The 23,632-nt window shown below is 44.6% G+C and carries 16 protein-coding genes, 2 tRNA genes and 3 rRNA genes; 14 read left to right on the top strand and 7 right to left on the bottom strand.

From position 1 onward, the window contains the following. Positions 1–172: 172 nt before the first annotated feature. Positions 173–3,031, top strand: coding sequence for a DUF2339 domain-containing protein (locus QLH32_RS14290; protein WP_283266738.1), 2,859 nt, complete (start codon positions 173–175; stop codon positions 3,029–3,031). Here the strand turns inward: QLH32_RS14290 and QLH32_RS14295 are convergent, their stop codons facing one another. Together QLH32_RS14295 and QLH32_RS14300 are read right to left on the bottom strand one after the other, a co-directional pair. Then, positions 3,032–3,961 carry a mechanosensitive ion channel family protein gene (locus QLH32_RS14295; RefSeq protein ID WP_267981760.1) on the bottom strand — a complete coding sequence of 310 codons (930 nt, stop codon included), beginning with the start codon at positions 3,959–3,961 and terminating at the stop codon, positions 3,032–3,034. A gap of 9 nt (positions 3,962–3,970) precedes the next feature. After that, on the bottom strand, positions 3,971–4,807 hold the full coding sequence (locus QLH32_RS14300) for a DUF432 domain-containing protein (RefSeq protein WP_279960034.1): 837 nt from the start codon (positions 4,805–4,807) through the stop codon (positions 3,971–3,973). Positions 4,808–4,900: 93 nt separating this feature from the next. Here QLH32_RS14300 and gspE point away from each other — a divergent pair, with 93 nt between their 5' ends. Next, positions 4,901–6,388: a type II secretion system ATPase GspE gene (gene gspE, locus QLH32_RS14305; protein ID WP_283269353.1), complete on the top strand. Its 1,488-nt coding sequence runs from the start codon at positions 4,901–4,903 to the stop codon at positions 6,386–6,388. A 14-nt stretch (positions 6,389–6,402) separates the two neighbouring features. On the opposite strand, the gene QLH32_RS14310 is transcribed toward gspE, so the two are convergent. The 5 genes from QLH32_RS14310 to QLH32_RS14330 form a co-directional block, all read right to left on the bottom strand. Further along, positions 6,403–6,762: a DUF4951 domain-containing protein gene (locus QLH32_RS14310; RefSeq protein ID WP_267981763.1), complete on the bottom strand. Its 360-nt coding sequence runs from the start codon at positions 6,760–6,762 to the stop codon at positions 6,403–6,405. Between the two features lie 193 nt (positions 6,763–6,955). Then, positions 6,956–7,780 (bottom strand): carbon-nitrogen hydrolase family protein, encoded by an 825-nt coding sequence (locus QLH32_RS14315; RefSeq protein ID WP_283266741.1) that lies wholly within the window; start codon positions 7,778–7,780, stop codon positions 6,956–6,958. A gap of 14 nt (positions 7,781–7,794) precedes the next feature. After that, positions 7,795–8,316, bottom strand: coding sequence for an anti-anti-sigma factor GigB (gigB, locus tag QLH32_RS14320; RefSeq protein ID WP_004799901.1), 522 nt, complete (start codon positions 8,314–8,316; stop codon positions 7,795–7,797). Positions 8,317–8,418: 102 nt separating this feature from the next. Beyond that, positions 8,419–9,387 carry an RsbU family protein phosphatase GigA gene (gene gigA / locus QLH32_RS14325; RefSeq protein ID WP_283269355.1) on the bottom strand — a complete coding sequence of 323 codons (969 nt, stop codon included), beginning with the start codon at positions 9,385–9,387 and terminating at the stop codon, positions 8,419–8,421. 130 nt (positions 9,388–9,517) lie between these two features. Further along, entirely contained in the window at positions 9,518–10,408 is an 891-nt protein-coding gene (locus QLH32_RS14330) for an MlaA family lipoprotein (protein WP_283266743.1), read from the bottom strand. Positions 10,409–10,948: 540 nt separating this feature from the next. On the opposite strand from QLH32_RS14330, the gene QLH32_RS14335 reads away from it, so the two are divergent. The 12 genes from QLH32_RS14335 (at position 10,949) to hisC (ending at position 23,628) form a co-directional block, all read left to right on the top strand. Beyond that, a 16S ribosomal RNA gene (locus QLH32_RS14335) occupies positions 10,949–12,485 on the top strand. Between the two features lie 59 nt (positions 12,486–12,544). Next, positions 12,545–12,621: transfer RNA gene (locus QLH32_RS14340), tRNA-Ile, on the top strand. 68 nt (positions 12,622–12,689) lie between these two features. Continuing rightward, positions 12,690–12,765: transfer RNA gene (locus QLH32_RS14345), tRNA-Ala, on the top strand. 381 nt (positions 12,766–13,146) lie between these two features. Beyond that, positions 13,147–16,041, top strand: a 23S ribosomal RNA gene (locus QLH32_RS14350). A gap of 177 nt (positions 16,042–16,218) precedes the next feature. Further along, positions 16,219–16,333, top strand: a 5S ribosomal RNA gene (gene rrf, locus QLH32_RS14355). The 16S, 23S and 5S rRNA genes sit together here with 2 tRNA genes alongside, the layout of an rRNA operon. A 255-nt stretch (positions 16,334–16,588) precedes the next feature. Next, entirely contained in the window at positions 16,589–18,037 is a 1,449-nt protein-coding gene (locus tag QLH32_RS14360; protein ID WP_283266744.1) for an RNA polymerase factor sigma-54, read from the top strand. Between the two features lie 168 nt (positions 18,038–18,205). After that, positions 18,206–18,547 (top strand): ribosome hibernation-promoting factor, HPF/YfiA family, encoded by a 342-nt coding sequence (gene hpf / locus QLH32_RS14365; RefSeq protein WP_267980042.1) that lies wholly within the window; start codon positions 18,206–18,208, stop codon positions 18,545–18,547. 139 nt (positions 18,548–18,686) lie between these two features. Next, positions 18,687–18,938 carry a BolA family iron metabolism protein IbaG gene (ibaG, locus tag QLH32_RS14370; RefSeq protein ID WP_004675160.1) on the top strand — a complete coding sequence of 84 codons (252 nt, stop codon included), beginning with the start codon at positions 18,687–18,689 and terminating at the stop codon, positions 18,936–18,938. Between the two features lie 6 nt (positions 18,939–18,944). Next, on the top strand, positions 18,945–20,204 hold the full coding sequence (murA, locus tag QLH32_RS14375) for a UDP-N-acetylglucosamine 1-carboxyvinyltransferase (protein ID WP_283266747.1): 1,260 nt from the start codon (positions 18,945–18,947) through the stop codon (positions 20,202–20,204). Further along, positions 20,201–20,884, top strand: coding sequence for an ATP phosphoribosyltransferase (gene hisG, locus QLH32_RS14380; RefSeq protein WP_283266748.1), 684 nt, complete (start codon positions 20,201–20,203; stop codon positions 20,882–20,884). Before murA ends, hisG begins: the two co-directional genes overlap by 4 nt. Positions 20,885–21,090: 206 nt before the next feature. Then, positions 21,091–22,383, top strand: a complete 1,293-nt coding sequence (gene hisD, locus QLH32_RS14385; protein ID WP_283266750.1) for a histidinol dehydrogenase — start codon at positions 21,091–21,093, stop codon at positions 22,381–22,383. A 156-nt stretch (positions 22,384–22,539) separates the two neighbouring features. Next, positions 22,540–23,628, top strand: a complete 1,089-nt coding sequence (gene hisC / locus QLH32_RS14390) for a histidinol-phosphate transaminase (RefSeq protein ID WP_283266752.1) — start codon at positions 22,540–22,542, stop codon at positions 23,626–23,628. Positions 23,629–23,632 lie beyond the last annotated feature (4 nt).

Genomic DNA, 23,632 nt, shown 5'->3' on the forward strand with positions numbered 1-23,632 from the left:
ATGAACTAGCGGCTATTTTACGTGAAAAAGTGGTGGCTGTCCCTGTTGTCGTGTTGAGCAGGGACGATCTATGTCGCTTTAAAAATTGCAGTATTTTGTATGTAAAAATGGCTGCCTATCCAGTGATCAAGTAAGATAGCCTCAATGAAGCTGTGATAATTGATATAAGCCCATGTATAAAAAAGACAAACAGGGAATCGTCATTGTTCTGGTTGCCTTGACTGTATTGCTCGCCAGTGCAATCGCATTTCAATGGCAGGGGACAATTATTGCCGCTGCTATTGGACTGACCGTTGTTATTGTACACATTCTTTCCGAGATTCATCAGCGTTTGCTTCAGCTTGAGCAGGCGGCACCCAGCTATTTTGCCCAGTCTGTTGGTATTGGAGTGCAGCGGATCGTGATTTATGGCGCGGCGCTGGTTGCGCTTTTTGCCTATGCAAATACATGGATGTGGCTGGCGGGTGGTGCGTTGTTGATACTCATGCTCTGCCTGATTCAAACCATCAGCGCTTTTCAAACACGATTGCTTCATCTGGAACAATATACAAATACCCAGCCGAAAACAGATACCTTAAGCAATATCCATGACAATACGGAGATTGCCCAGGCCATACCAACAACTACACCAAGTTTTGAAGCACAACATCCAGCTTGGATGCAAGCCAATGTCGCAGCAACTTCAAATATGGATATTCAAGATTCCATAGCCAACAACAATCAACCAACAGTGAAAGAACAGGCTTGGTGGCAACCTGCATTCGACTGGATGATACATGGTAATCCAATCTTGCGTGTCGCCGTGGCCGTGTTGATGGTGGGTGTAGTGTTGCTACTGCGTTTTGCCAGTGAACATTGGCAGTTGAGTCTGGGCGTCAAACTGGGATTTATTGCCAGTGCGGGTGTCATCACCACCATTGCTGGCTATTTGCTGCAAAAGAAAAATCTGTTGTTTGCAGTGGCCCTGCAAGGTGTGGGTTTAGCCGTTGTCTTTTTAACCCTGATCTTCTCGCATCATTTCTCTGTTATTGCCAATCTGACCACGGCCAGTATTCTGTTTGTCATTTTACTGTTGATGACGGTTTATCTTAGCTTAAAGCAACAAGCCTTGTATTTGGCAATGCTGGCCTTGAGCATGGCCTATCTTGCGCCGTTGCTGATTCCACAAAATCATCCTGACGTAATTTTCCTGTTTGCTTATTACTTGTTAATTAATTTGGCTGTTGCAGCGGTTAATTTTATTCAACCCTGGAAAATCCTGCATCAAATCGCTTTTTTTGCCACCATGTTTATTGGTGGGGCAGTGATTGGAATTTATGCCAAGACGCAGCAATTTGCTACACTGGACTGGATTTTATGGTTGCATATTGCGCTGTTTATCTGGCTTAGCGTCCGTTATAGCCAGTTGATGTTGCGGGCTCAAAATCAGGACTTGAATTTAAATCAGGACACAGGGCGAAAAACCCAGCGCTTGCAACCCATTCTGGATGTGGGGCTAATTTTTAGTGTGCCTGTACTTGGCTTTTCACTGCATGCCTACCTGATGCATAACTCCACCCAGGCCTTGACCTGGGGGGCAGTTGCCTTGGCAATTGTCTATATCTCGTTAAATCTCTGGATTAAACGGCAGCATCCACAACTTTCTATCTTGGCAAAAAGCTTCTTTATCCTTGCCGTGGTTTTTGTCGCCCTGATTTTCCCATTGGCAAAGGGCGCACACTGGACTTCGACAGGCTGGGTAATACAGGGAGCGGCATTGATTGTCTGGGGTGTAACTGAGCGTTATCGTTTAAGCCGTTATGTTGGTGTGGCCTTGGTGCTGCTGAGTTCAGTGGCACTGATTTTTCAGGTTTGGTCAAATGATCATTTCCCAATACTCAGTACGGTCATTTATGCTTTAGCACAATTTATTTCAGCATTTTATTTATTGCATTACCAAGAAGTTGAAAAGTATTTCAGCGCACGTATGCTCAGTGGAATTTTCCTTGCGCTGGGCCTGTATGCAGGTGCAGTCGCGGGCGTTGAGTTGATGCAGTGGCAGCAATATGGATTGAGTCCTTATCTTGCAATTGCAACGGTTTTGATGGCTGGGTTTAGCCTTGCTGTTCATTTAAAATCACAATTGCAGTGGGGAAATGTGCAACTGATTCTATTAGGTGGTCTGCTGTTCCTGCTCTATGGGGAAAGCTTCGCGGCAAATGTGTACTCTGTCTGGCATTGGCCGAGTGGTTTAAGCCAGTTCACCTTTGCCGTGGCTTCGGTTGTATTGGCGATCATGCTGATGACCTTAAAACTCACTTCTTCAAAAGCATATCTGGCGATTTGGTCTACATTGCTTTGGTTGAGTCTGGCAAGTGTTGGTTTAGCTATTTTCCCTATGATGCCAATCATTGCGCTTGCAATAATCCCTATTATCTACGGTGCTTGGCTATTTCAAACGAATAGGACACAGTTGCTGCATCAGCTTCCCGTGTGGTGTTTGACCCTGTTGTGGCTGGTGCTGGTGAACCTTGATGCCTATTCTGCTGAGCAATATTATTTTTTACCGTTGCTGAACTTCACTGACATTCTATCTTTGGTGATGTTCGTTGGTATGATCTGGATTATTTATCATCATGATTTTACCACCGAGCAGTCTGTGGAGTGGGGCTTTAAAGTCACCACCATTTTAATTGGTTTACTGGTGTTGAGCAGTGTGATGGTTCGAGCCATGCATCATTATCTGGGTACGCCATTGTGGGGATTGGACATTTGGTCAAATGGAGATGTACAACTCAGTCTGACTTTATTATGGGTGATTCTGGCATTTATCCTGATGACTTTTTCCAGTCGCCGTCATATTCGCCAAATCTGGTTTGTGGGTGCTGCGTTGTTGGGTATTGTGGTGGCTAAATTATTACTGCTGGACTTATCGCAAAGTGGCACGTTGACACGCGTGATTTCATTTATCGGTTCGGGTGCGGTCATGCTGGTGATTGCATATCTTGCACCTTTGCCGCCTGCGCTTGAGGAAAGTCAGAAAGAGGGCTAATCAACTCTCTTTCTGCTCTTTTTTAAGTTCTTTCTGATGCGCATATTGATCAAGCTCATCATCCTCAAGCGGGATTGGTCGGTCAATCAGTCCCATTTTCGGTACAGGGATTTCAATCTGATTTTCCAGAAAGCCATTTCGTACGCGTTCCTGCATCTCATCGCGAACCTTTAGGGCATTCTCCTTACGACACCAGACAGAAAACAGTAATTCAATCGATGATTCCCGAAATGCGGTCACAGTCACGGTTGCCTTTGGATCATCCATCACCAATGGATATTTGGCCGCAACTTCCAACAGAACCTGTCTTACCTTAATGATGTCCTCATGGAAATTAATCGCCAACGTGATGGGAATCCGCCGTATGGGATATTTGGACAGGTTCATCACAGGTGTTCGAATCAGTTGCTCATTGGGCAGGCGGATATAGACATTATCCAGTGTGAGGAGTTTCACGGACAGCAGGTCAATCGAAATCACCTGTCCCTCAATGGTCTGTCCCCGAATCAGGGTAATCTGGATGGTATCACCCACCTCAAAGGAACCCTCACCAATCAGGAACAAACCACTGATCAGGTTGGTGGCGGAGGTTTGTGAGGCAAAACCCAGAGCTACCGTTAAAATCCCCGCTGCACCCAGGAAAACGCTGAGTTTAAAACCTGCTTCCCTTAAGCTGGTCATAATAAACAGCAGGAAAATAAAATAGAAAATTCCCCTGCGCCACAATAAACGCTGATGGGCATTTAAACGACTGCCGATGGTGCGAATAAAGGTGTTTGAAACAAGACGTGCGATCAGGAAACCAATAAAGCACAAGATAATGGCAACCAGAATTTCACTCAGCCGATCAAGATTAATACCTGTGAATATACTTTTCAGGGTGTCGGTCAGGTTATTTGCCACATCTTTGGGAATGCTGGTTTCTGCCATAAAAGCCTCTTAAAAGAATGAATCGAACATATTGAACAATGTGCTGCCAGGTGCCCGTGGTGGGTGGACGTAAATGACCTCGCCTGCCTGAGTTGGCGTTTTGTTTTCAATGCGGATACGCGCTGGATGTTCCGCACCCTCATAATAGACCTTGATTTGTGAGGTCCATAAACGCCCTGTACTTTCGCTATAGAACAGAGGAAGCGCAGGGACGGGCACATTCATACGGTCAAAACGCAGTTGATGCTGGCTGGTATTATGAAACTCAATCGGGGTGACGGCACGGAATGCACGCGGTTTAAGCAGATTTAAGTCGGTGCGTCCATCCACCGAGGTGGCATAACAAATCTCACCATGCTGGGGGTCTTTTCCAAACCAGGTGTCTTTTGGCTGGATGATCGGAATATCAAATAAAGGTTCAGTCAATCCCTCAACCAAGCCTGCAATCCATAAGGGCGTACTGATATAAAGTGTTCCGCGTTGACCTGCTGGGATATAAATTGGGTCTACAGGCTTGATCACCACCGAACGATCTGCCAAACGCGGCATCAAGTGAAAGGTGCTATTGGTCTTATGAAACATATAGCGTTCAATCTTTGCGGGGTGGGGCATTGCAAACTCAGTATCGCTCAGCATTTTCCATTGTTGTTCATAATCGTGCTGACATTGGGGACGATGATATTCCAGCCGCCATTCCTTAATGCCACGGGTCAGGCGAAATAACAGTGAACCGAATTGCCAGGCCTTGGCCTGCTGAATTTCAAATTGTTGTTCTCCCCACCATTTCAAAATGTTGGCATGGGGCGGCTGATATTGCTGCTTTTGATATGAATTATTTTGAGACAAGATGCAAAATTCCTGTGTGAGTATGCTAAACAGACTTCACGCTGTAACTCGCTTAGAGTACACTCAAGCATCTTTTTTATCATTATTTGTATGATGCAAATACTTAAACAAATACAAATTCCTTATAGTTTTGCCAAAAGACATGGCGTTTTGTTACGTTACGAGGGTGATCAGGCCTTTATTGTGCGACGCAAAGATACTGCGCGGATTGCCTTGCAGGAAGCGCGTCGAATTTTGGGGAAATCTGCCCACGATCAATTGTGTAGCGATCAGGAATTTCATGCCTTGCTCAGTTCCAGCTATGCGGGTGATACAGGTGAGTCGCAACAGGTTGCGGCGGGTCTGGAAGACCATCCAGATTTGCTCAGCCTTGCCGATCAGGTGCCTGAAGCCGAAGACCTGATGGATCAGGAGGATGATGCGCCGATTGTTCGCCTGATCAATGCGCTATTGTCAGAGGCGATTCGTGTTAGCGCGTCCGATATTCATATTGAAGCCTTTGAGAAAAAACTTTCGGTACGTTTACGGGTTGATGGTCAACTACGTGAAATCGTACAGCCACGCCGTGAACTTGCGCCGTTGTTGGTGTCACGTATTAAAGTCATGGCGAAACTGGATATTGCGGAAAAACGTATTCCTCAGGATGGTCGTATTTCATTGCGTTTGGCTGGACGTGAAGTCGATGTACGTGTGTCAACATTGCCGTCCTCACATGGTGAACGTGTGGTGATGCGTTTGCTGGATAAGCAGGCTGGGCGTTTGAATATGACCCATCTTGGCCTAATGCAAAATGACTACGAGCGTCTGACCCAACTGGTACATCGTCCACATGGGATTATTTTGGTGACAGGCCCGACGGGTTCTGGGAAAACCACCACACTTTATGCGGCATTGTCAGATTTAAACGACAATACCCGCAATATCCTGACGGCTGAAGACCCAATTGAATACCAACTTGAGGGGATTGGACAGACACAGGTTAATACCAAGGTAGATATGACCTTTGCCCGTGCCTTGAAAGCCATGCTGCGTCAGGACCCTGATGTGGTAATGGTCGGTGAGATCCGTGACCTTGAGACGGCTGAGATTGCAGTACAGGCATCATTGACAGGTCACTTGGTACTCTCCACACTGCATACCAATACCGCCATTGGTGCAGTGACCCGCTTAAAAGATATGGGCATTGAACCGTTTTTGCTGGCGAGCTCCCTGATTGGTGTGATTGCACAGCGTTTAGTGCGTACCTTGTGTCCACATTGTGTGACATGGCGTAAGGCTGATGACTTTGAACGACAGGTTTTCCAGCATTTAGATGTGGATCAACACATGGAATTGCCAGAACCTCATGGTTGTGAGCAATGCTCTCATGTTGGCTTTAGTGGCCGAACTGCAATCTATGAAATTGTCCCTGTAGATGAATCTTTGCGTCGTTTGGTTCATGGCAATGCGGCTGAATATGAACTGGAAAACCATGCCCGTCGTTATGCAGGTTCAATTCGTGATGATGGCTTAAGAAAAGTCTTGGCTGGTAAAACCACTCTGGAAGAAGTGTTGCGGGTAACCACTGAGGCGGCAGAATAATCTGCCACTTCAGCTTACCAAAGATCAGCAATTCTTTTCATTAATCTGGCACGGTAACGCGCGGTTGGATTTTCCAAATTATTTTCCAGCTCTTGTTCATAATACTGTTGCCAGACTTTGATCATGTCTAGCGTTGTGCCTTTTTGCTTGATGACAGCAACATCCTCACGTCGGATATTGTCAAGGCGTTGTCTGGCACCTTCCGCACCTGTTCCCCAGCCAATAATCCATTGACCAAATGCATTTAGGGATAGGTTTTGTGGTGTTGGAAGAGAGGTGACTTGATGTTGAGAAACTTCAGGTGTTTCTATTTCAGCAGCATAAAGTTGAATTGTTGCCCCAATTAAAAACACAACAATAAATAATCTAAACATGGATAAAGCTTAATAAGAATTAATCAACGATGTTACAGTATGAATAGAACAAAATGAGAAGAGCTTGTTCTACCAGGATGAATAATCTTTATTAAATCATGCTTCTAATCAGTTTTCATTGAAAAAGTTGATCTTTATGGTCAGATATTTACCGTATGCACATATTTTGCCTTAGCTAAGCTTTATGATGTGTTTAGTAATTGATTAATCTGCGATGCTGCATGAGTGGCATGGAATGGCGAATGGCATTCTGTTCATCAAGGTCAAAAGCACTGGTAATTAGTCCATGCCCCTCAGTTCCTATCATCTGTAAAAGCTGACCACGACTATCCGTAATCCCTGCATGCCCCCAGGTTTGACGCTGTTCCCCATGCCAGCCTTGCTGTGCCGCACCAAGAACAAAACACTGGCTATCCATGGCACGTGCCTGTAGCAGTAGTTGCCAGTGCATTTTGCCTGTGGTGTAGGTAAATGCGGCAGGAGCGGTTAGGATATTTGCCCCTGTGGTGCGTAACATCAACGAGAGTTCTGGAAAACGCAGGTCATAACACACCATTAGTCCAAGCTTGCCAAAAGGTGTTTTGGCAACAATAACTTCATCACCAGGTTCAAAGAATCTTGATTCCTGATAACCACCGACAGCGTCACCCACCTGAACATCAAACAAATGGATCTTGTCGTAACGTGCTTCTGTACGCTCAGGACTAATGCATAAACTGACGGTACGCACACGACCATCCTGAATGATTGAACCATCAGGACGAAATGGGCAGGGAAGTGTACCCGCAACAATCCAGATCTGGTAGCGGTGGGCAAGCTGTTCCAGTCGTTGCTGAATAGCCTCAAACTGTGCTGCGGTATCGCGTTGCTTACCTGCTGCAAAACAGACAAAATTTTCAGGGAAGACAATCAGTTCAGCATTTTGGGCCTTACTTTGCTGAATCAATGACTCAATGACAGTGAAATTCGCCTCAATGTCATCTTGAGAATTCATTTGTACAACAGAAAGCAGGCTCATATTAGATACCACAATCAGGCATTTTGTTTTTGGGTATCCTGATTTAAACAATCCTGTTCTTTTTGCAGCTGCTTGACCAGTGGTTCAAACATATTTTGATTGTTTTCATTCAGGCGCATCAGGGTCTTATGCGCGTCCAGTACTGTATTTAACATTGCACTGTGTGTCACAAGTTCTTCTGTTAGCTCCAGCGTGCACACACTAGGATCGCCGCAGTAATTCAGGATCACAAAAACCTGCCCCAGCCCCATGCTATTGGCCAAGGTGGTAATATCTGGATTGGTTGAAAGCATGACTGCCTGTATGTGATGGACTTGTTTAAGCTTAAGACCGAGTTTTGCAAGTACGCCCAGGACAGTACTATCAATAAATGTGGTCTGGGTTAAATCAACGATTGCACCAACAACATTTTGCTGCTGTTCAATCTTGTTGAGTAGTTTGTCCAGACTTATACAAGATTGGGCACGCACTTCGCCAATAAGCTTGAAAATATGCGTTCCATTTAAACTTGCATATTCAACATGACCTGTTGACATATAAATGCCATTTTCAGAGAAAGGATATAAAATTATCCCATAGTGATATTCTAGACACAAGTGGTTGGATGCTGTGATCTAATTAAAATATTGATTTTAAAATTAATTCATTCGGCATAAACTCAGAATGGCAATATCATCAGCCACATGGTCGGGAGGCTGGAAAGAGTTGTTTTGAAGGTGGGTGACCAGTTGGTTAAATTGCTCGTTCAAACCGCCATCAAAAGGTTCCAGTGCGCCATCGGAACATAAAATAAAGCGGGAATGACGGTTTAGTACACAATAATGTTCTTCCACTTCGAGTTCTTCGGTCAAGCCTAATGGAAAGCTGCTGGTTGTCAGAATCTGGGGAGGCTGATTCGGTTCAAAAATGATTGGGGGAGGATAATGTCCCGCACTTGACCAACGCACTTCGTGGCTAACCAAATTCAGAACCCCTGCCACCATGGTGATATGCTTTTCAATGTTTTCCTGCACCAGCATGGCATTGAGCTTTTGGATGAGCTGGCTTGGTGTCTTTGACCTGCCATGAAATGCCGCCATCCATGAGGTCAGTAAGCTACTGGTTACCCCATGTCCAGAAACATCGGCAAGATAGAATAAAATTTCTTCATCATTCAGACGCCAATAATCATACCAGTCCCCTGAAAGGTAGGCGGAAGGCTGAAAAAAGGATTCAAACTGATAATTGGGCAATTCAATTGGATTGGGTAAAAGGCGTTTCTGTAGTTCAGCAGCGGAAGGTAGGTCTCGGCTATCCTGGTTACGTTTATATTGGGCATCAATTTTAAATAAGGCATGAACAGGATTTTTAGGTAGACTATCCCAGATCCAGCCTGCCAATGCCCCCATTTCCCATGCTTGGGCTAAAGCAGTTCCTTCATCTTCAAAAGCCAGCACAATGGTGGGTAATTTCCATTGGTATTTTAAAAAGTCCTGAACATCCGCAATTGCAATAATTGTGGGATCATACAAATCTAGATCATCAACATGAATGACTTGCAAACTCGGTAACTCATTTAATGACTGATCTAAACAAGGTATTGAGCGTGTGGGCTGAATGAAATACATAGATGAATAGCCGATCCTTTGTATGATCATTTTTTAATTCATCATAGATGAAAGATGATGAAAAACATAGTATTGCCAACATTTAAAATCTTTGGCAATACTGAAGTCCATAGTGAAAGATCTTGTCTTTTTATTTGTCATCAGCAGATGAATCATCTGTATCATCTTCATCACTAATAAATGAAATATCAGCTGAATCCCCATGCTTTTCAGCAATTTGGAAAGCTTTGCGCTGTAGGTAGAAATCACGAATCATCGCATATTTATCCCCTTTCAGGCTTTCCTCAATATCAAGAATCTGGGAACGGGCATCAACTGCTTGTAACAAATTCGTTGACCAATATATGCCTTTCTGATCATCCAGCAAATATTTTTGAGGGCGACCATAACTATCAGCGAGTAAACCAAAACCATCACGGAACGTACTTGGGCCAAAGAAAGGCAGCATGACATAAGGACCTGAGGCAATGCCATAATAGCCTAGTGTTACACCAAAACTCTCTTCTTCTGTTGGCAATCCCAGACGACGTGCAGGGTCAGCAAAACCTAAAGTCGTTAAGGTGTTGATTGTGAAGCGGCCTAGACTTTTGGCGGCACGTGTTGGACGGCCCTGTATGAACTGGTTGACTGCATTCCACGGTTCACCCAGGTTTTTCCTGAACTGACGATAAGGACTACGAACCTCTTCTGGAACCTTGGCGACATATTGTATGGCTACTGGCTTTAATATATTACGGTCCAGCATGTCATTGAATGCATAAATCTGGCGGTTCAATGGTTGTAAAGGGTCTTTTACCGCATCAGGCTGGGCCGCATTTGCATTTACTTTTAAATCATTCTTGGTGAGATGCTTCAAATCTTTTATTGCTTGAATCGTGGTCGGGTTTTTCTGTTCGGTTGTTGCCTGATTCTCAGCAGTATTGGTCTGGTCTACCGATTCATTGGGAGTCTCTTGCGCGAATACTGGTGAACATGCTCCAGCAGTTAACAACCCAAGCAAGATAAAATTTGAGTAATGCATATAAGTCCTTAATCGCGTTAGAGCGAAATTACAGTCATTAAAATGGTTGCCTTGATGCAAACATTATATATAAACGGCATATAGTTTAATTGTTCTTCTGGTATTAAAACAAATTCGGTTGAAAAATATAAGCTGGAAAGTGTTTTTGATTGAAAAGTGTTCAGTTAAATAAAATAACTGAAAAAAGCACTTGCAAGGTATTTGGAATGATCTATAATGCGACTCCATCGGTGGTGCTGTTGATTGAAAGTTGTTTTAAATCAGTTACTTAAAGTGGTTTGAAATAAATTTGAGATTGATGGTTGACTTTAAAGAGATTTAGGGTAACATAGCCGACCTAGCTTGATGATGACGAATCATCGAGAAGATCATTAAGAGAATAGAAGAACAACTTGTGTGGATTTTTACTGGTTGATCGATCGATAAATTATCATTGATTAATTGGTTAAAATTTCTCGAAGTTTATTTGAGCGAATATATAAGTCAGTAATTGATGAGCCAGAATTGGCACCTTGTCTTTAATAAGGTGCAAAATGATTTTAACTGAAGAGTTTGATCATGGCTCAGATTGAACGCTGGCGGCAGGCTTAACACATGCAAGTCGAGCGGGGTGAGGTGCTTCGGTACTGATCCTAGCGGCGGACGGGTGAGTAATGCTTAGGAATCTGCCTATTAGTGGGGGACAACATTCCGAAAGGAATGCTAATACCGCATACGCCCTACGGGGGAAAGCAGGGGATCTTCGGACCTTGCGCTAATAGATGAGCCTAAGTCGGATTAGCTAGTTGGTGGGGTAAAGGCCTACCAAGGCGACGATCTGTAGCGGGTCTGAGAGGATGATCCGCCACACTGGGACTGAGACACGGCCCAGACTCCTACGGGAGGCAGCAGTGGGGAATATTGGACAATGGGGGGAACCCTGATCCAGCCATGCCGCGTGTGTGAAGAAGGCCTTTTGGTTGTAAAGCACTTTAAGCGGGGAGGAGGCTCTTGAGGATAATACCCTTGATGAGTGGACGTTACCCGCAGAATAAGCACCGGCTAACTCTGTGCCAGCAGCCGCGGTAATACAGAGGGTGCGAGCGTTAATCGGATTTACTGGGCGTAAAGCGTGCGTAGGCGGCTGAATAAGTCGGATGTGAAATCCCCGAGCTTAACTTGGGAATTGCATACGATACTGTTTGGCTAGAGTATGGGAGAGGATGGTAGAATTCCAGGTGTAGCGGTGAAATGCGTAGAGATCTGGAGGAATACCGATGGCGAAGGCAGCCATCTGGCCTAATACTGACGCTGAGGTACGAAAGCATGGGGAGCAAACAGGATTAGATACCCTGGTAGTCCATGCCGTAAACGATGTCTACTAGCCGTTGGGTCCTTTGAGGACTTAGTGGCGCAGCTAACGCGATAAGTAGACCGCCTGGGGAGTACGGTCGCAAGACTAAAACTCAAATGAATTGACGGGGGCCCGCACAAGCGGTGGAGCATGTGGTTTAATTCGATGCAACGCGAAGAACCTTACCTGGCCTTGACATACTAGAAACTTTCCAGAGATGGATTGGTGCCTTCGGGAATCTAGATACAGGTGCTGCATGGCTGTCGTCAGCTCGTGTCGTGAGATGTTGGGTTAAGTCCCGCAACGAGCGCAACCCTTTTCCTTACTTGCCAGCATTTCGGATGGGAACTTTAAGGATACTGCCAGTGACAAACTGGAGGAAGGCGGGGACGACGTCAAGTCATCATGGCCCTTACGGCCAGGGCTACACACGTGCTACAATGGTCGGTACAAAGGGTTGCTACCTAGCGATAGGATGCTAATCTCAAAAAGCCGATCGTAGTCCGGATTGGAGTCTGCAACTCGACTCCATGAAGTCGGAATCGCTAGTAATCGCGGATCAGAATGCCGCGGTGAATACGTTCCCGGGCCTTGTACACACCGCCCGTCACACCATGGGAGTTTGTTGCACCAGAAGTGGGTAGTCTAACCTTAGGGAGGACGCTCACCACGGTGTGGCCGATGACTGGGGTGAAGTCGTAACAAGGTAGCCGTAGGGGAACCTGCGGCTGGATCACCTCCTTAACGAAAGATTGGTGACTGGTAAGAATCCACAACAAGTTGTTCTTCGAAGATGTATCTGAGGGTCTGTAGCTCAGTTGGTTAGAGCACACGCTTGATAAGCGTGGGGTCACAAGTTCAAGTCTTGTCAGACCCACCACTACTGACGAAGTGATGAATAGTCACAAGCTGCTAGATGAGAAGATATATCGTTCAAGATGATAAGCTGGGGACTTAGCTTAGTTGGTAGAGCGCCTGCTTTGCACGCAGGAGGTCAGGAGTTCGACTCTCCTAGTCTCCACCACGAATTAAATGGAAACATTTAATTTAAAGCTAAATAAATTATAGAAATTAATAAATGTATAAATAAATCAAAAGAGATTTTGATTTGAGTTTATTAACTTCTGTGATTTATCACAGTTTACTACTCGCTGACGAGGCAGTAGTTAATCATTAACAGATTAGTAGAATTGAGTCTGAAATAAATTGTTCAAACTCGATTAAGTATTAAATTAACAAGTAATTGTTAAGAAGATATTTAATCTGAGAACTAGCAAAAACACTGAATCAAGCGTTTTGGTATATGAATTTAGATTGAAGCTGTACAGTGCTTAAGTGCACAGTGCGTCAAACTGAAATGTTGGTAATACTACTTGTAGGTATTAACGACTGTTTGGGGTTGTATAGTCAAGTAATTAAGTGCATGTGGTGGATGCCTTGGCAGTCAGAGGCGAAGAAAGACGTGATAGCCTGCGAAAAGCTTCGGGGAGGCGGCAAATATCCTGTGATCCGAAGATGTCTGAATGGGGGAACCCACTTACCATAAGGTAGGTATCATAAGCTGAATACATAGGCTTATGAAGCGAACGAGGGGAAGTGAAACATCTCAGTACCCTTAGGAAAAGAAATCAATTGAGATTCCCTTAGTAGCGGCGAGCGAACGGGGATCAGCCCATTAAGTGGTGTGTGTTCTAGTGGAACGCTCTGGGAAGTGCGAACGTAGAGGGTGATATTCCCGTACACGAAAGGGCACACATCATGATGACGAGTAGGGCGAGGCACGTGAAACCTTGTCTGAATATGGGGGGACCATCCTCCAAGGCTAAATACTCCTGACTGACCGATAGTGAACCAGTACCGTGAGGGAAAGGCGAAAAGAACCCCTGTGAGGGGAGTGAAATAGATCCTGAAACCGCATGCATACAAGCAGTGGGAGCCCACTTTGTTGGGTGACTGCGTACCTTTTGTATAATGGGTCAGCGACTTACATTCAGTAGCAAGGTTAACCGCATAGGGGAGCCGTAGGGAAACCGAGTCTTAATAGGGCGTATAGTTGCTGGGTGTAGACCCGAAACCAGGCGATCTATCCATGAGCAGGTTGAAGGTTGGGTAACACTAACTGGAGGACCGAACCCACTGTCGTTGAAAAGCCAGGGGATGACTTGTGGATAGGGGTGAAAGGCTAATCAAGCCTGGTGATAGCTGGTTCTCCCCGAAAGCTATTTAGGTAGCGCCTCGGACGAATACCATTGGGGGTAGAGCACTGTTTCGGCTAGGGGGTCATCCCGACTTACCAAACCGATGCAAACTCCGAATACCAATGAGTACTATCCGGGAGACAGACTGCGGGTGCTAACGTCCGTAGTCAAGAGGAAAACAATCCAGACCGCCAGCTAAGGCCCCAAAATCATAGTTAAGTGGGAAACGATGTGGGAAGGCATAGACAGCTAGGAGGTTGGCTTAGAAGCAGCCACCCTTTAAAGAAAGCGTAATAGCTCACTAGTCGAGTCGGCCTGCGCGGAAGATGTAACGGGGCTAAAACTATGTGCCGAAGCTGCGGATTTACGCATTAGCGTAAGTGGTAGGGGAGCGTTCTGTAAGCCGATGAAGGTGGATTGAGAAGTCTGCTGGAGGTATCAGAAGTGCGAATGCTGACGTGAGTAACGACAAAACGGGTGAAAAACCCGTTCGCTGAAAGACCAAGGGTTCCAGTCCAACGTTAATCGGGGCTGGGTGAGTCGACCCCTAAGGCGAGGCCGAGAGGCGTAGTCGATGGGAAATTGGTTAATATTCCAATACTTCTGTGTAATGCGATGAGAGGACGGAGAAGGTTAAGTCAGCCTGGCGTTGGTTGTCCAGGTGGAAGACAGTAGGCATGCATCTTAGGCAAATCCGGGGTGCTCCATGCTGAGAGTCGATAGCAAGCTGTACTTGTACAGTGAAGTGGCTGATACCATGCTTCCAGGAAAAGTCTCTAAGCTTCAGTTACACAGGAATCGTACCCGAAACCGACACAGGTGGTCAGGTCGAGTAGACCAAAGCGCTTGAGAGAACTCTGCTGAAGGAACTAGGCAAAATGGTACCGTAACTTCGGGAGAAGGTACGCTGCTGACGGTGATGGGACTAGCTCCCTGAGCGGTTGGCAGCCGCAGAAACCAGGCCGCTGCAACTGTTTATTAAAAACATAGCACTCTGCAAACACGAAAGTGGACGTATAGGGTGTGATGCCTGCCCGGTGCTGGAAGGTTAATTGATGGGGTTAGCGTAAGCGAAGCTCTTGATCGAAGCCCCAGTAAACGGCGGCCGTAACTATAACGGTCCTAAGGTAGCGAAATTCCTTGTCGGGTAAGTTCCGACCTGCACGAATGGCATAATGATGGCGGCGCTGTCTCCAGCAGAGGCTCAGTGAAATCGAAATCGCTGTGAAGATGCAGTGTACCCGCGGCTAGACGGAAAGACCCCGTGAACCTTTACTGCAGCTTGACATTGAACTTTGACCTTACTTGTGTAGGATAGGTGGGAGGCTTTGAAGTACGAACGCTAGTTTGTATGGAGCCGTCCTTGAAATACCACCCTGGTAATGTTGAGGTTCTAACTCTGCCCCGTAATCCGGGGCGAGGACCATGTCTGGTGGGTAGTTTGACTGGGGCGGTCTCCTCCTAAAGAGTAACGGAGGAGTACGAAGGTGCGCTCAGCGTGGTCGGAAATCACGCGTAGAGTATAAAGGCAAAAGCGCGCTTAACTGCGAGACCCACAAGTCGAGCAGGTACGAAAGTAGGTCTTAGTGATCCGGTGGTTCTGTATGGAAGGGCCATCGCTCAACGGATAAAAGGTACTCTGGGGATAACAGGCTGATACCGCCCAAGAGTTCATATCGACGGCGGTGTTTGGCACCTCGATGTCGGCTCATCTCATCCTGGGGCTGAAGCAGGTCCCAAGGGTATGGCTGTTCGCCATTTAAAGAGGTACGCGAGCTGGGTTTAGAACGTCGTGAGACAGTTCGGTCCCTATCTACCGTGGGCGCTGGAAATTTGAGAGGATCTGCTCCTAGTACGAGAGGACCAGAGTGGACGAACCTCTGGTGTACCGGTTGTGACGCCAGTCGCATCGCCGGGTAGCTATGTTCGGAAGGGATAACCGCTGAAAGCATCTAAGCGGGAAGCCTACCTCAAGATAAGATTTCCCTAGGACTTTATGTCCTCTAAAGAGCCGTTCGAGACCAGGACGTTGATAGGTTGGGTGTGGAAGCACGGTGACGTGTGAAGCTGACCAATACTAATTGCTCGTGAGGCTTGACTATACAACACCCAAACAGTTGTATATAAAGCATCAACTTAAATGATTAAACCAAAGTAAAACTTGATTTAGTGCAGAAACTAGTTAAACTACGAACACTAAAACAGACTCAACAGCTAATCCGTTAAACTCTTCGGTACTAAGTGGCAGAATGTAAGACCACCGAAAGCCAAAACAGTTTGCTGGCGACAATAGCAGGAGTGAACCACCTGATCCCTTCCCGAACTCAGAAGTGAAACCTCCCCGCGCTGATGGTAGTGTGGCGTTTGCCATGTGAGAGTAAGTCATCGCCAGCTTTTAAATTGAAAACCTCCCAACCAATGTTGGGAGGTTTTTTTATGGGGAAAATATATTCTAGAAGAATAGTGATTGCCCCAATATTTGTCCATACTTAACAATAAGTGAAATATTTCAACAATATCCTTTATTGACCTTTCCTTTTATAAATAAATATTTAAAGATTATGTGGTTCCTTATAGGCGTAAACATTGCTTTATGTTATAAATATATGAATAGGCATGTTTTTTGCTTATCTATAAAAGGAGTGTGTTATGAAATTATCTGTTGGGTTGAAAGTTGCGAATAGTTTGTCGTTAACTCCTCAATTACAGCAGGCAATTCGTTTACTACAACTTTCAAGTTTGGAACTGGAACAGGAAATACAAATTCAACTTGATAGTAATCCTTTATTAGAGAAAATTGAAGAAATTAATACGACAGAAAGTTTAACTACGCTTGAAACTTCTGAAACAGGTGACTTAACCACTGAGTTGAATGCTGACCATCTACCAAATGACTTACCCGTTGATACAGAATGGGATGATATTTACACCCATCAATCTACTGCCTTGGCTTCTCCAGAATATGAAGAGAGAGAAGATAATCGCCAGATTCAGTTGAGCCTAAAGGAACATATTTTAGAACAGGTAAATCTGCTGCATTTTTCTTTAGTGGATAGGTTAATTGCGTATTGCATTGTAGATTCTTTGGACGACAAGGGATTTTTGGATGCAGAGCTAGATGATATTTTGTTGGCCACTACTCGACTGTTGGGGGAAATGGAGAATGATGAAGAGGTTGAGCAAGATGAGATCATTGTTGTTTTAAAACATATTCAACGTTTAGATCCAATTGGTGTTGGTTCCCGTAATTTGGCGGAATGTTTAAAAATTCAGTTAGAGACATTCCATGAAAAAATGCCTTATCTGGCTGAAGCAAAAAAATTATTACAGTGCTATGAGCTTTTGATTGCAAATGATTTAAATAAGTTGTTAAAGCAGACTGGCTTAACCAAAGAACAGCTAAAGAGCGCTATTGATCTATTAAAAACCTTAAAGCCTTATCCTGGGCTGGAATTTAATCAACAGGAATCTGAATATCAGGTGCCTGATGTGGTGGTTTCGAAGAAAGACCAGCATTGGCAGGTTCAGTTGAATCCAGATGTTATGCCAAAATTACGCATTAATTCCTTTTACTCAAACATGATTCGTCGTGCTGATCAAAGTGATGACAATGTTTATTTGCGTAATCAAATGCTTGAAGCCAAGAACTTTATTAAGAGTATTGATGAGCGCCATAAGACATTGTTGAAAGTTGCCACCTGTATTGTTGAGCATCAACGGGCTTTTCTTGAGCAGGGGCCTGAGGCAATGAAGCCTTTGGTATTGCGGGATGTGGCGGAAGAAGTTGAATTGCATGAGTCCACAGTCTCTCGTGTCACAACCAATAAATATATGCTGACTCCACGTGGCCTTTTCGAGCTGAAGTATTTCTTTTCTAGTCATGTGGGAACAACCACGGGTGGTGAGGCTTCTTCCACCGCAATCCGTGCCATGATTAAGAAGTTGGTTTCAAACGAGAATCCACGTAAACCTTTGTCGGATAATGCAATTGCTGAAATGCTGAAAGAAGAAGGAATTGAAGTGGCACGACGCACGGTTGCAAAATATCGCGAATCGTTACATATTCCCTCATCTTCTGAAAGAAAAGTCTTGATCTAAATTTAAAGGTGTGGCTATTCTAAGAGTTCATTATGACGGAATAATGAATTTTTAATAAACACTAGAGGAATCGCTGAGATGATTTAATGGATATGTTGAACCATATAGGTCGTATTAAATTGTTTGAGCGATATTCTTGAATCCTGAGAAAAGGTGAGGGATAGAATTATGCAAATAACAATTCGTGGACACCATTTAACCATTACACCAGCAATTGAAGAAAATATAAAAGCGAAGTTTAGCCAAATGACCAAGCATCTGGATCATGTGAATAGCATGCAGATCAAGCTGGCTAAGGATCATCAAATAGACAAACGGTCTCATAAAGGGAGTGCAAACCATATTGCGGAAGCGATTATACGTTTGCCAGGGGTTGAGCTGTTTGCTCAGGCGACAGCTGATGATATGTATACTTCGATTAAAAAGCTGACAGAAAAATTAAAACGACAGCTAGCCAAACATAGAAAGATGCAGTGTTCTTATCAGCATGAACTTGCGGTAGCATCCTGATTTTGGCGTTCTAATTAGAAGAGGCTTTTTTGAAAAGCCTCTTTTTTTATAGATAAAAATGAAACCTTACTGAATTATGTGAAAAAGTTATAGTAAAATATATCGTTTTACAGCAATGCTTGTATAAGAGGTCTTGGTAATGAATAGTGAGCAGCTCACGCAAATTTTAAAAGAAGCTTTCCCTGAAGCAGAAGTGGCAGTGAGTGGACAAGCTGGGAAATTTGACCTTCGCATTGTTGACGATCAATTTGATGGTAAACGGACTGTGACTCGTCAACAGGCTGTTTATGCACCCCTGAATTCCTATATTGCGAGTGGTGCAGTTCACGCTGTTACGATTCGTGCAATGACAAAAGACGAATGGCGCAAAGCAAGCCTTTTCGGAGCCTAAATATTAATGGATAAATTTTTGATTACGGGTGGTGTTAAGCTCGAGGGTGAAGTGCGCATTTCTGGCGCTAAAAATGCAGTATTACCATTATTGGCAGCCACGATTTTAACTGATGATCCAGTCACAATTCGCAATGTTCCCAATTTAAAAGATGTACACACCATCAGCAAAATTATTGCAGGCCTAGGCGTAACAATCACTTATGAGGGCGATACTGTTTATGCTGATGCCAGCACTTTAAGTAATCAATTTGCCCCTTATGATCTAGTAAAAACCATGCGTGCCTCGATTTTGGTGCTGGGTCCATTACTGGCACGTTATGGCAATGCAAAAGTTTCATTGCCAGGTGGATGTGCCATAGGTTCCCGTCCAGTGGACTTGCATTTAAAGGCGATGGAAGCGCTGGGCGCCAAGATCGAAGTGGAAAATGGTTATGTGCATGCTTCGATTGATGGTCGTTTAAAAGGCGGTGAAGTCGTTTTTGATATGGTCACAGTAGGTGGTACAGAAAATATCCTGATGGCTGCGGTTTTGGCGGAAGGTGTGACAACAATCCGTAATGCTGCGTGCGAGCCTGAAATTACCGATTTAGCCAATATGCTCAATAAAATGGGCGCACAAATTGAAGGACTGGACACCAATACACTGATCGTGACAGGTGTTGAACGTTTACATGGTTGCGAACATAGTGTCGTTCCTGACCGTATTGAAACAGGTTCATATCTGGCTGCTGCTGCGATCACGGGTGGAAAAATCAAAACCATACATACTAACCCTTATATTATGGAAAGTGTGTTGGACAAGTTTGAGGAAATGGGCGCAGAAGTCACGCGTGGTGAAGACTGGATTGAACTGGATATGCAAGGTAAACGCCCTAAGGCAGTGAGTTTTAGAACATTGCCTCATCCTGAGTTTCCAACGGATATGCAGGCGCAGATCATGGCAGTCAACGCAATTGGTCGTGGTTTTGCAACAATTTCAGAAACGATTTTCGAAAACCGTTTTATGCATGTACCTGAGCTTTCACGTATGGGTGCCAACATTCAGGTCGATGGGCATGATGCGGTGGTCACAGGTGTGGAAAAACTGCAAGCTGCACCTGTCATGGCAACAGATTTACGTGCCTCGTTTTCACTTGTTCTTGCTGCGCTGGTTGCAGAGGGTGAAACACTGGTTGATCGTATATACCATATTGATCGTGGCTACGAACGTGTGGAAGAAAAATTGCAAAGTTTAGGTGCGCAGATTAAGCGGGTAAAAGCATGAATGACTTAAGAAACGATGATCCGAATTTTGATGTGATGGGCAATTTTGATCATGGTTTAACTTTAGCACTCAGTAAAGGTCGTATTTTAAAGGAAACCTTGCCATTGCTGGAAAATGCAGGCATTAACTTACTCGAAGACCCAGACAAATCACGCAAGTTAATTTTTCCAACCACCCATAAAAAAGTACGCATCTTGATTCTGCGGGCTTCTGATGTGCCAACCTATGTGGAGAATGGTGCGGCAGATTTTGGTGTGGCAGGTAAAGATGTGTTGATGGAGCATGGCGCCCAGCATGTTTACGAACTGCTTGACCTGAAAATTGCCAATTGTAAGCTAATGACTGCGGGTAAAGTTGGCATGGAGCGCCCTAAAGGGCGTTTAAAGATTGCCACCAAATATGTCAATTTAACCCGACAATACTATGCAAGCTTGGGTGAGCAGGTTGATGTGATTAAGCTATATGGTTCAATGGAGCTTGCGCCTTTGGTTGGTCTGGGTGACTATATTGTTGATGTAGTGGATACAGGCAATACCTTGCGTGCCAATGGTCTGGAACCTTTGGAAGAAATTTGCAAAGTGTCTTCACGTTTAATTGTCAATAAAGCCAGTTTTAAACGCAAACAGGCTTTGTTAAATCCAATCCTGACCCAGCTTGAGCAGGCGATTAGTAATCGTTAGTCGATAAATAGTTTAAATTTTGGAGGTCAACTTAGGTTGGCCTTTTTATTTGATTTTGGGGTTAGGGAAAATATAGGCAAACAAGAACAGGAGGTTGATCGAGAGACTCTTTCTTTGTGATTGATTTTTTAGGCTGATATTGCATCCACAAGGACGATGAAAAAGAGTAAACTTAGCGTTCTCTTTTTTATCTTGTGGGTAAATTGATGCGACGTTTATCGACTCAGGATCAGAATTTTAAACAGGCATTTGCTGAGCTTTTGGCATTTGAAACTGTCAATGATCCTCAACTAGTACAGACTGTAGACCAGATCATTGCTGATGTCCGTCAGCATGGCGATGAGCATGTACTTAAATTAACCCAACAGTTCGATCGACATCCAGCGCATCAATTCTCCGATTTAGAACTTAGCCAGGAACAGCTTAAAACAGCATTTGATGGGTTAAGTGCTGAAATCCGTGAAGCCCTGGAGCTGGCGGCAAAACGGATTCGTTCATTCCATCAGGCTCAAAAGCAAGAGGGGTGGACTTATGTGGATGAGTTGGGGAATACCCTGGGACAGAAAGTTACGCCTCTTGATCGGGTTGGGATTTATGTGCCAGGTGGTTTGGCATCTTATCCATCCTCGGTATTGATGAACGCACTGCCAGCCCATGTGGCGGGTGTTCCTGAAATTATTATGGTGGTGCCTGCACCAAATGGTGAGCTCAATCCATTGGTCTTGGCCGCCGCATATTTAGCTGGGGTCAGTCGAGTATTTACTATTGGTGGTGCGCAAGCAGTAGCAGCCTTGGCCTATGGAACCCAAACTGTTCCAGCCGTGGATAAAATTACAGGTCCAGGTAACCGTTTCGTTGCTGCGGCAAAACGGGCCGTGTTTGGTCAGGTGGGCATTGATATGATTGCTGGACCTTCAGAAATTCTGGTCTATGCTGAGGGCGAAAACAATGCAGAATGGCTGGCGATGGATGTATTGTCTCAGGCAGAACATGACACAGTTGCCCAAGCCATTTTCATTACACCAGATGAGGCACTGTTAAATGCTGTGGATGCAGCTATTGAAAAACATCTTGCTGAATTACCAAAAGCAGAGATTGCCCGTACTTCAATTCAAAACCGTGGTGCGCTTGTTCTGGTTAAAGACCGTACAGAAGCGATTGAACTGATCAATCAGGTTGCGCCTGAGCATTTGGAACTATGTCTGGATGATGCTGAATTGATGAGTCAAGATATTCGTCATGCAGGTGCAATCTTTATGGGGCGTTATACGCCAGAAGCGATTGGTGATTATTGTGCAGGGCCAAACCACGTCTTGCCAACCTCAGGCACAGCACGTTTTTCATCGCCATTGGGTGTTTATGATTTTCAGAAACGTTCAAGCCTGATCATGTGCTCACAGGATGGGGTTAAAACGCTGGCAAAAACAGCCGATGTACTTGCAGTGCAAGAAAACCTTGATGCGCATGCACGTTCAGCACGTTATCGTTATAAATTTTGAGCTAGTGTGTAACTGCGATTATTGCTACGTAAATATAAACCTCTCCCCCAACCCTCTCCTGAAAGGAGAGGGGGCTGGCCATAAATATATATGGAATCAGTGGAAGATTCCTCTCCCTGTGGGAGAGGTTAGGAGAGGGCTAAAAGAGAGAATAAAATGACGTTTACAACAGAACAAATGCGTTTTTGGAGCCCAGAAGTTCGTGAATTAGAGCCTTATGTGCCAGGTGAACAGCCTAAAATTCAGAACTTACTCAAACTCAATACCAATGAAAACCCATATCCACCATCACCAAAAGTTGTGGAAGCAGTACAGGCTGTGTTAGCAAATCAGGCTGATGCCTTGCGTTTATACCCTGACCCTGATGCAACCGCCCTAAAGCAAGCGATTGCCAATCAGCAAAAAGTTGAGCTTGATCAGGTTTTTGTGGGTAATGGTTCAGATGAAGTCCTAGCCCATATTTTTAAGGCATTCTTTATCCAGAAAGAACCTGTGCTTTATCCTGACATTACCTATAGCTTTTATCCAGTTTATAGTCAGTTCTTTGGAATCCAAACCAAGCAAATTCCTTTGAATGAAAATTTTGAAATTGATGTTTCAGATTATCAGCAGGAAAATGGCGGCATTATTATTACCAATCCTAATGCGCCAACCAGTATTGCATTGGGTTTGGATCAAATTGAACAAGTTTTGCAGGCCAATCCAGATCGTGTGATTGTCATTGATGAAGCCTATGTAGATTTTGGAGCAGAATCAGCAGTTCAGCTTGTGAATCAATACGATAATCTGGTGGTTTGTCAAACAACCTCCAAGTCACGTTCCCTTGCGGGTTTACGGGTTGGCTTTGCCATTGCACAAAGCCATTTGATTGCAGCACTGGAAGCAGTCAAAAATAGTTTTAACTCCTACCCAATCGATCGCTTTGCGATTGCAGCGGCAGCGGCTTCATTTGAAGATCAAGCTTACTTTGAAGCGCAATGTGCAAAAGTGATAGAAAGCCGTAAAAAACTGGTTGGTGATTTGACTGCTTTAGGTTTTAAGGTATTGCCATCAAAAGCTAATTTTATTTTTGCCACTCATCCACAATATGAAGCCGCCAAGCTTGCAGAGCAACTCCGTGAGCAGGGCATTATTGTCCGTTATTTTAATAAACCAAGAATTGATCAATTCTTGCGAATTACGATTGGGACAGATGAACAAAATCAGCGTTTAGTCGATACATTCAAAACGGACATATTATCGTAGGGGA

Origin of the sequence: Acinetobacter corruptisaponis, from assembly GCF_030053775.1 — a bacterium.
GTDB classification, from domain to species: Bacteria; Pseudomonadota; Gammaproteobacteria; order Pseudomonadales; family Moraxellaceae; genus Acinetobacter; species Acinetobacter corruptisaponis.